This window comes from Streptomyces sp. SID3212, assembly GCF_009865405.1.
In the GTDB taxonomy this organism is placed as follows: Bacteria; Actinomycetota; Actinomycetes; order Streptomycetales; family Streptomycetaceae; genus Streptomyces.
The window spans coordinates 1-9,153 of sequence record NZ_WWJY01000587.1 but is presented as its reverse complement, the minus strand read 5'-3'; the positions used below and the strand labels follow the sequence as shown (position 1 = coordinate 9,153).

Sequence of the window (9,153 nt, the reverse complement as noted above, 5' to 3'; positions counted from 1 at the left end):
CCCGCCGGCCCCGCCGTCCACGAGGCCCCCGTCTCCCCCCGCCCCCATCACCAGGCGGCCAGTTCCACCCACGCCCAGGGCGCCGCTGTCGGATCCCCCGGAGTGGGGGCGGGCAACCTCCTCCAGGCCCCCCTTGAGCTGGCCCTGAACGTCTGCGGCAACACCGCCGACGTCGTCGGCCTCCTCAACCCGGCCTTCGGCAACAACTGCGGCAACGGCACCGTGGCGCCCCCGCCCCCCGGCCGCCACGTGCCCCCCGTCAAGCCGCCCGTCGACGACAGCTCCGTGGTCCCGAACACGCCCGTCACGCCCCCGCACACCCCCCACACCCCCTACACCCCGCATGCCCCGAACAGGCCGGTCCCGCACCACGCCGCCCCGCCGGTGGTCCCCGCGCAGTACCACCCCGCCACCCCGCCCCGCGCCGAGGCCCCGCAGCTCGCCGAGACCGGCAGCGACCACCTCCTCGCCGCCGCCGCGATGAGCGCCGGCCTGCTGCTCGGCGGCGGCATCCTCTACCGCCGCAGCACCGCGAAGGTCCGCGTCAGAGGCCAGTACTGACGGCCCGCAGGGCCACTCGTCCGTCGCCGGACGGCGTCTCCCCGAACCCGTCCGGCGATCGGTGACCCCGCACGATCCACGACCGCGCGCGACCAGCTGACGCGCCGTCCGTTCCCTCCCCCGGCAGGAACGTTCCGTCCCGACCGCGCCCCGCCGCGCCCTGCCGTTGCCTTACTCTTCGCCGCCGCGTTCTGCATTTCGGTAACCCATGCGGGGGATCAAATGCACGAACGGGCTACTGGAAAGCCAACCCGGGTTCCCCATCGGCTTATCAGAAATACTTTTGAACCAGTAGCTGAGCAATGGAAGCTGAGGCTCGATCACGAGGAGCGGACATGTCCCGACGTCGACGGCTGGCGAGCACCTGTCTGGGTGCGGTCACGGCAGGCCTTCTTGCCACAGGCGCGGGGCTTCCGTCGCCGACCGCCACGACGGGACCGGTGGACCCGCCGGACCCGAAACCGCCCCAGGCCCCGGCGCCCGCGTTCGGCGCCTATCTCGACTACGGGCCGAAAGGGGTACGGCGCATCGCCGAGATGCAGAAATGGCTCGGCGGTACGGAATTGCGCGTCGGGCACACCTACCTCCCCGGCGACGTCTGGTCCAACATCGAGGGCAGCCCCGGCTTCCTGGAGGACTGGGCGGAGTGGCGCAAGGCCGGGGCCGACCGGCTGTTCGTCCTCAACGTCCCGATGCTGGAGCGCAACGAGGACCGCGTCCCCGACGGCCTCGTACGGCGTGAGCTGCGCAAAGGCGCCCAGGGAAGCTACGACGGCCACTTCAGGGCCCTCGCGGAACGGCTCGTCGGCCTCGGCGTCCCCGACACGGTGATCGTGCTCGGCTGGGAGATGAACGGCACCACGTACACCCACCGCTGCGGGCCCGACCCCGAGTCGTGGAAGAAGTACTGGAAGAACATCGTCACCACGATGCGCGCGGTGCCCGGCCAGAAGTTCCGCTTCGACTGGGCGCCGAACCGGGGCAGGGACGCCGTTCCGTGGACCGAGTGCTATCCCGGCGACGACGTCGTGGACATCATCGGAATGGATTCGTACGACCAGCCGCCGGGCCGGACCTTCGACGAGCAGGTGAATGAGCCGTACGGCCTGCGACAGCACATCGACTTCGCCGCCGAGCACAAAAAGGTCGTCTCCTATCCCGAATGGGGTCTCTACCGGAACGGCGACAATCCCGACTACATGCGGCGCATGCTGGAGTGGATCGACACCCACAAGCCGCTCTACAACACCGTCACCGACTATTGCCCGCACGGCGTGTGGCAGTGCGACAAGAATCCCCGGTCGTCGAAGGTGTTCCGCTCCATGTTGTACGGGAGGCTGCCGGAGCCCGTACCGACAACGCCTCCCGTACCGACGCCGACCGTCCCGACCCCGACGGTCCCGACACCCACCGTCCCCGTCCCCACCGCCCCCACCCCGCCCGTCCCGCCCCTCCCGCCGGTGCCCCCCACACCGGGCAGCTGCACCCCGATGAACCTCGGCAGCTGGGTCGAGAGCTGGATCGGCGGCAAGATCTGCCTCCGGGTCGACTGGTGGGAGCGCAAGAACCCTGACGCCTCCTGATCCGGTGCCCCCCGGCGGCGGGGCGGCGGCACGGCGGACCGGACCGTATCCGGGTCACGCCTTGTCGCCGCCCCGCCGCAGCCGTTTCACCAGCGCCGCCGCCCGGCCCCGGCCCGCCGCCCGGGCGGCCAGCAGGTGCAGCCACGGCGTCAGATACGTCCTGGCCAGGAGGAAGCGCTGGTTGCAGACGGTGTCCGGGCGCCAGTGGTGTTTGTACGGCTCGTTCCCGCGCAGCATGCTCAGCGTCGTACGCCCACTGGCGCTGATCTGCCGCGCGCACGTGCGCAGCAGCATCATGGCGACGTCGACCTTCTTGGCGCGCAGCACCGGATCGGCCCCGTAGAGGTAGCCGCCGGCCAGCTGGGACGACATGAGGGTCAGGTCGGAGGCGACCAGTTCCCCGGCCAGCCGGAATTCGGTGATCATGGCGTCGCCCTGCTCGACCATGGACGCCACCGAGCGGGTCAGGTGCGCGGCGAAGCGGGTGCTGAGGTGTTCGGGGGTGACCCCGCGGCCCTGCCACTGGAGCCGGTGCAGTTCCAGGAGCCGTTCGACCGCGCCGGGGATCTCGTCCTGGGGTACGACCCGCTCCTCGATGCCGAGCGCGTCGAGCTTGCGCAGCTTGGCGCGGGCGCGCTGGGCGCGGGCGGAGGCGAGGCGGCCGAGCAGCTCGTCCATGGGGACGGCGGGCAGCTCCAGGCAGGGCGAGTCGGCCAGCTGCCTGCGCGTTCCGGGCCAGCAGGCGTGGACGCGTTCCGCCGCGGCTCCGGGCCGTACCTCCCGCAGGTCGATCACGGCGGTACGGGCCGCGCGGGCGAGGGCCTTCGCGAGGGCGGCGGCAGCGGCGTCGGCGCAGCTGTCGTCCAGCAGGACGTCGGAGAAGTCGGAGATGGAGCCGCCGAGCTGGATCAGTACGGGGAAGGGCCGGTGGATCAGCATCAGCGGGGCGGCGGCGACCAGGACCCCGCCCCGGCGGACCAGGACGACGCGCAGGCGGCCTGGGGTGCCGTACGACAGCCACCAGGAGTGGAGCCAGGCGTGGCTCTGGAAGGGGGTGGCCGTGCGGGAGCGGCGGTGGAGGTCGTTCCAGGCGGGGGCGAGGGCGGCGAACCCGTCGGCGTCCCTGACCAGTTCGGTGGTGAAGACCGAGCGGGAGACGGACCCGGCGAGGGGTGAGGAGACGGTGGTGGAGGGGGTGACCCGGGCGGGGGTGGCGGGAGCCTGGGCCGTGGTCCTGGTCGTGGGGGACGCGGGCGTCGTGCGTGTCTTCGGTGGGGTGGCCATCACACCGTTTCCGGTTGGGGCTGGGGCTGGGGGGAGTGCGACGGGGATTCCGACGCCGACGGATGCGGTACGGACCCGTAGGCCGCGGCCGTCCGCCTGCGCTTGGGCCTGACCAGCAGGCCGAGGCCGCCGAGAAGGCCGCCCGCGCTGCCGCCGACCAGGGCCGCGAGGGGCGCGGAGGGCGAGACCGGGTCGGTCGGTTCCACGGCGCGGGAGAACTGGAGCACCTTGACGTTGGTGCTGGTCTGGAGGTGCGAGCCGTTGACGACGAGGGAGCGGGCCACCCCGTCGGCCATGCTCACCGCGACCGACGCGTCGGAGGACGTGGCGGTGACGGAGATCATCGGCGCGTCCGGTGAGGTGGACGTCCGTACGTTCGCCTTGAGGGTGGCGGCGGGCACCCCGGCCCACACCTGGGCGTCCCCGAGGATCGCGACCTGCGAGGCGACCCGTCCGTACGCCGTGGCGAAGCCGAGGGCCGCCGCCGGGTCGGACTTCTCGGTCGGGACGACGAGGACGTAACTGGTGGCGCTGTACTGCGGGGTGCCGACCGCCCCGTACACCCCGCCGGCCAGCGCGCCGAGCGCCGCCGCGGCCGGCACGACCGTCCACAGCGGCGGCTTCCTGAACCGTGACGGGGCCGGCGGGGTCCGGTCGCCCTCGCCGCGCGGAGCACTCGATTCCTTGGTCATGGGCAACTCACTTCTCGGGTGGGAGCCGGGCCGCGCAGCGCGTTCTCGTAGACGGCCATCAGCTGTTCGGCACTGCGGGAGATGTCGTAGTGGCGCGCGGCGGCCGGGACGGGCAGGCGGCGGTCCCCGGATCCGCGGGCCGCGTCCTGGAACCGCCGCAGCTCCGCGATCAGTTCGGGAACGTTTCCGCTGATCTGCCGCGCGCCGGGGGCCGCTTCGGCGGGGAGGTCCTCCAACGCGGGGCAGGTGACGTGCAGGACGGGCAGTCCGGCGGCCAGCGCCTCGACCACCGCGAGTCCGAAGGCCTCGTCCTGGGAGGTGGAGACGAAGACGTCCATGGCGGCGAGCAGCGCGGGCAGGTCGGGCCCGTCGGCGGGGTCCGTGATCGAGGGCCCGGCCCCGGTGTAGGCGTCCGGCGGCGGGTCCTGGCACGCGCCGTGCAGCAGGATCCGGTCCGCGGCCCCCCGTACGTACGCCAGCCGCTGGAGCCTGACCTGCTCGGCGCCCTCGCCGACGAGCAGCAGGCGCGCGCCCGGCAGGTCGGAGACGGCCCGCACGAGCGTGTCGAACCGCTTGCTGCCCGTCAGCCGGCCGACGCCGCCGACCACGAAGGCGTCCTGGGGCAGTCCCAGCCGCTCGCGGGCGGCGCGGCGGGCGGCGGGGTCGTAGGCGAAACGGTCGACCTCGATGCCGTTGGGGACGACGTGGATGCGGTCGCGCCGTACGCCCCAGCGTTCGAGCCGCCGGGCGACGGTCGCGGAGACGGCGACGGTGGCGGTGCCGAGGCGCTCCCCCGCGAGGTAGAGGGCGCGGGCTCCGGTGGACAGCGGGCGGCCCTCGATCTGCGCGGCGCCGAGGGAGTGTTCGGTGGCCACGACGGCCCGTACGCCCGCGAGACGCGCCGCGAACCGCCCGTACAGGCAGGCGCGGTAGAGGTGGGTGTGCACCAGGTCGTACCGACCGCGCCTGACCAGCCCGGCGAGCCGGGGCAGCGCCCCGACGTCCCGGTTGCCGGTCATCGCGAGGTCCCGGACGCGGACCCCGTCGGCGACGATGCCGCGCGCGACCGCGCCCGGGTTGGTGAGGGTGATGACGTCGCTGTCGGTGGGCAGCTCCCGGAGCATCAGGCGCAGTTGCTGCTCGGCGCCCCCGATGCCGAGACCGGTGATGACGTGCAGGACTCTCATGGGCGGGCCTGCTCGGGCTCGTAGGGGGCGGCGTACGGGACCGGTTCGCGGCGCCAGCGGTGCAGCCGCCGCTTGAGGTGCAGGCGCGGGCCGGTGTCGTTCTCGCCGACGTGGATGCGCGGGAGGGCGAAGAGGCCGGTGAGCGGGCCGGGGTCGATGCCGACGGCGTACGCGTACCCCGCCTGCCGTACGGCCCCGATGACGCGCTCGTCGACCGTTCCGTACGGGTAGCAGAAGCCGGTCACCTCGGTGCCGGTGATGTCCTGGAGGAGGGCGCGGCTCTGCGCGGTCTCGGCGGCGAGCGTCTCGTCGTCGGCCACCGTGAGGTCGACGTGGCGCAGCCCGTGCGAGCCGACCTCCATGCCCGCCTCGGCGGCCAGCCGGACGCCGTCCTCGGTGAGGAGGGGCTTGCGGGGGCCGAGGCTGTCCCACTCGTTCTCGCCGCCGAGGCGGCCGGGCAGGACGTAGACGGTGGCGGTGAAGCCGTACCGGTGGAGCAGCGGCACGGCCGCCTCGTTGAAGTCGGCGTACCCGTCGTCGAAGGTCAGTCCGACCATCCGGGCGCCCCGGCCCTCGGCGCGGGCGCGGAGCAGCTGCGCCATGCCGACGCCGGCGAGGCCCCGGCGGCGCAGCCACCTGAGCTGGCGTTCGAGACGTCCGGGCGAGACCGTCACCTGGTAGGGGTCGTCCGTGTGGTCGGCGACCGAGTGGTACATGACTGCCCACAAGGGGCCTGCGGACGGTGTGTCAGCGGGCATGAGCGAGCTTTCGTGTGACGGGACGGAGGACGGTGTCGATCTCGGGGGCCCGCAGCGCGTGGGCGATCCCGAGGAACACGACGGCGATCACCACGAACGCGGCCGTGGCGCCGAGGACGGGTGACGGGACGAGGGCGCCGCACAGCCAGCCGGAGCCGGTGGAGGCCGCTGCGGCGGCGATGAGTTTGACCAGGGCGCCGGTCATGTACCGGGTCCTGAGGGGGACGCTGTGGCGGGCGAGGCCGTGCAGGAGCAGCGCGGCGGTGACGGTGATGCCGAGCGCGTTGGCGGCGGCGATGCCGAGGACGCCCCAGACCTGGACGAGGAGGGCGCCCGCGACGGTGGTGAGGGCGAGGCCGACGAGCATGGCCAGGGCCGGGAACCAGAGGGGGCGGGCGGCGGAGAAGTAGCAGCGCACCAGCGCGCCGACGAGGGTGTGGCCGAGCAGGCCGAGCGCGTACACCCGCATCACTGCGGCGGTGGCGGCGGTGTCCGCCGCGTCGAACGCGCCGCGCTGGAAGAGGACTTCGATGATCTGCGGCGCGCAGGCGATGACGGTCGCGGCACCGACCAGGACGATGATCCCGGCCATCGCGAGGTCCCGTTCGACGCGGCGGCGCGCCCGGTCGGTCTCCCCCGCCGCCATGGCGCGCGCGACCACCGGGAAGGTGACGGTGCAGAGCATCAGGGAGAGCACCATCGGCATCTGCGCGACCTTCTGCGCGTAGTTGAGGTGCGAGATGGCCCCGGCGGGCAGCGGCGCGGCGAGGAACCGCTCGATGAGGACCTGCGACTGGCGGCTGAGCGCGAACACGATGACCGGCGCGAGGAGTCCGAGCGCGACGGGCGGCACGCGGGGGGTGCCCTTGGGCTCCCGCCCCGTCACCGGGCGCCGCTCCTTGAGCCTGCGCCACAGGGCCGGGCTCTGGACGAGGACCATCAGGACGCCGCCCGCCGCGACTCCGGCGGCGGCGGCCCGTACCCCCATCCGGTCGCTGAGGAGCAGCATCGTCGTGATGATGCCGACGTTGTACGAGGTGTAGATCATCGCGGGCGCGACGAAGCTGCCGTGCGCCCGCAGGGCCGCGCTCATGTATCCGGCGAGGCCGAAGGAGAAGGCGCAGGTGGCGGTGAGCCGGGTGCAGTCGACGGCGACCTGGGGCTCGGGCAGTCCGGGCGCGAGGGCGGCGACCACCCAGGGGGCGGCGGCCACGAGCAGGGCGGCCCCGGCGCTGAGGGCGAGGAACAGCCGGGGCAGGGTCGTGCGCATCAGGACCCGTACGGGGTCGGGTTCCGGGGCCTGGTGGGAGGCGCGGCGGGCGAGCGCGAGGCTGAACGCGGGGACGAGGATGAGCGCCATGGCGTCCTCGATGAGGAGCGTGGAGGCGACCTCGGGCACGGTCCAGGCGACGAGGAAGGCGTCGGTGTCGGGGCCGGCGCCGTACAGATGGGCGATGGTCTGGTCGCGGAGGAGGCCGAGGAGGGCGCCGGCGGCGGTCAGCAGGGCGGTGAGGAAGGCGGCGCGCGCCAGGAACTTCCCGGAGAAGAGGCCGCCGCCGCTCGCGCCGGGGTCGCCGGCTTTCGTGCCGCCCGTCCCGCCCGTGCCGCTCGTTCCGGTCGCGCCGATCTCCCCGGTGGCCGCGCGGGGCGGGCCGGGCTGCGGGGGGATTCCGGGAAGGGACTGCCTGGTCTCGCTCACGCCTGGGCAGCCCCGCTGTTCGCTCGGTGGTGGTGGGGGGCTCGGTGGCCGCTGTTCGCTCGGTGGCCGTGGGGCCCGGGGTCGTGACGCGGCTCCCGGTGGTCCCGCGGCCCTCGGCCGTCCGTCGGTACGGCGGCCGGGTGCAGGCCCCACCAGGCGGCGAGGCCCAGCATCACCGCGGTCAGTACGGTCGAGGGGCCGCCGATGTCCGCGTACCCGAAGTCCACCACCTGCCAGACCAGCAGCCCGCCGACGACCAGTCCCGGCCCCGCGCCGGCCGGGGAGCGGCGGGCGGCGGGCACCCGGCGCAGCACGCACACCAGCAGCGCGGCCCAGCTGCCGACGAGCGCGACCACGCCCACCAGCCCCTGTTCGCTGAGGACGAGCAGGTACATGTTGTGCGGGGAGAGCAGCGGCTGGCGCTGGAAGCCCGCCCCCGCGCCCGCCGTGTCGCTGGCGGCGGAGAGGGCCAGCGAGGAGTGGCTGTCGCGGTAGGCGGGGAAGCCCTTGAGCCCGACGCCGGTGACGGGCCGCTCGCGCCACATGTCGGTGGCGGCGGCCCACATCGTGTACCGGTCGGTGACGGACTGGTCGGGTGCGTCGGTGACCTGGGTGATGCTGCTCAGCCGCTCGGTGATCATCTGCGAGCCGATGCCGAGTCCGCCGACGAGCACCACGCCGAGCGCGGCGGCGGCGAGGACGACGCGGGTGGCGCGGCGTACTCCGGAGAGCGCGAGCTGGAGGAGGAGGGCGGCGGCGGTCGCGATCCACGCGCCCCGGCTGAACGACAGGAGGAGCGGGAAGAAGAGCAGCCCGGCACAGACGAGCGCCACCGCCCGCTGCCGTCCCGTCACGTCCCGGTCTCCGCCCAGCGCGTGCCCGACGCAGATGACCAGGGCGTACGCGACGACGGTCGCCATGCCCATCACATCCGTCGCGCCGAACGTACCGACCGCGCGGATGTCCTCGCCCATGTACGAGGCGCCGGTACCGGTCAGGTACTGCACGACCCCGAGGGTGCCCTGCCCCAGCCCGAGGACCACGACGGACCCGGCGACGACCCGGAAGTCGCGGCGGTCGCGCAGGAGCAGCAGCAGCGCGGCGGGCACGAGGACGAAGATCTGGAGGTAGCGGGCCACGCCGGGCAGGCTGGCGGCGGGGTCGTGGGAGGTGATCGACGCGACGGACACGCCGAGGACGGGGAGTCCGAGGACCAGTGCGGCGGTACGGGTCAGGGGGCGGGCCCGGTCGCGCAGGACCCGTACGAGACAGAAGAGGACGAGCAGCCCGGACGCGGCGTCGGCCACGGTGCCGGACCCGGCGGAACCGTCCCCGGCCGGGGCCGCCGGTACGGCGAGGAGCGCGACGACGGCGAGGGCGGGGAGCAGC

The 9,153-nt window shown here is 73.9% G+C and carries 8 protein-coding genes; 2 read left to right on the top strand and 6 right to left on the bottom strand.

Features of this window, described 5'->3' with window-relative positions; translation table 11 throughout:
- Positions 1-561, top strand: a 561-nt coding sequence (locus GT042_RS17655) for a chaplin (protein WP_161309673.1), incomplete at its 5' end; no start/stop codon positions are given.
- A 335-nt stretch (positions 562-896) separates the two neighbouring features.
- Positions 897-2,144: a glycosyl hydrolase gene (locus tag GT042_RS17650; protein WP_161309672.1), complete on the top strand. Its 1,248-nt coding sequence runs from the start codon at positions 897-899 to the stop codon at positions 2,142-2,144.
- 54 nt (positions 2,145-2,198) lie between these two features.
- Here the strand turns inward: GT042_RS17650 and GT042_RS17645 are convergent, their stop codons facing one another.
- The 6 genes from GT042_RS17645 to GT042_RS17620 are packed head-to-tail and all read right to left on the bottom strand — an operon-like array spanning position 2,199 to position 9,152.
- On the bottom strand, positions 2,199-3,428 hold the full coding sequence (locus GT042_RS17645) for a GNAT family N-acetyltransferase (protein WP_161309671.1): 1,230 nt from the start codon (positions 3,426-3,428) through the stop codon (positions 2,199-2,201).
- Positions 3,428-4,120, bottom strand: a complete 693-nt coding sequence (locus GT042_RS17640; RefSeq protein WP_237530891.1) for a lipopolysaccharide biosynthesis protein — start codon at positions 4,118-4,120, stop codon at positions 3,428-3,430. The genes GT042_RS17645 and GT042_RS17640 overlap by 1 nt, the downstream gene beginning before the upstream one ends.
- The gene (locus GT042_RS17635) at positions 4,117-5,307 is read right to left on the bottom strand and encodes a glycosyltransferase (RefSeq protein WP_161309670.1); all 1,191 of its coding nucleotides are present in this window, start codon (positions 5,305-5,307) and stop codon (positions 4,117-4,119) included. The genes GT042_RS17640 and GT042_RS17635 overlap by 4 nt, the downstream gene beginning before the upstream one ends.
- Complete coding sequence (locus tag GT042_RS17630; protein ID WP_161309669.1) at positions 5,304-6,065, bottom strand: polysaccharide deacetylase family protein; 762 nt, start codon at positions 6,063-6,065, stop codon at positions 5,304-5,306. The genes GT042_RS17635 and GT042_RS17630 overlap by 4 nt, the downstream gene beginning before the upstream one ends.
- Positions 6,055-7,764 carry a lipid II flippase MurJ gene (locus tag GT042_RS17625; RefSeq protein WP_161309668.1) on the bottom strand — a complete coding sequence of 570 codons (1,710 nt, stop codon included), beginning with the start codon at positions 7,762-7,764 and terminating at the stop codon, positions 6,055-6,057. The genes GT042_RS17630 and GT042_RS17625 overlap by 11 nt, the downstream gene beginning before the upstream one ends.
- The gene (locus GT042_RS17620) at positions 7,761-9,152 is read right to left on the bottom strand and encodes an O-antigen ligase family protein (protein WP_161309667.1); all 1,392 of its coding nucleotides are present in this window, start codon (positions 9,150-9,152) and stop codon (positions 7,761-7,763) included. Before GT042_RS17620 ends, GT042_RS17625 begins: the two co-directional genes overlap by 4 nt.
- Position 9,153 lies beyond the last annotated feature (1 nt).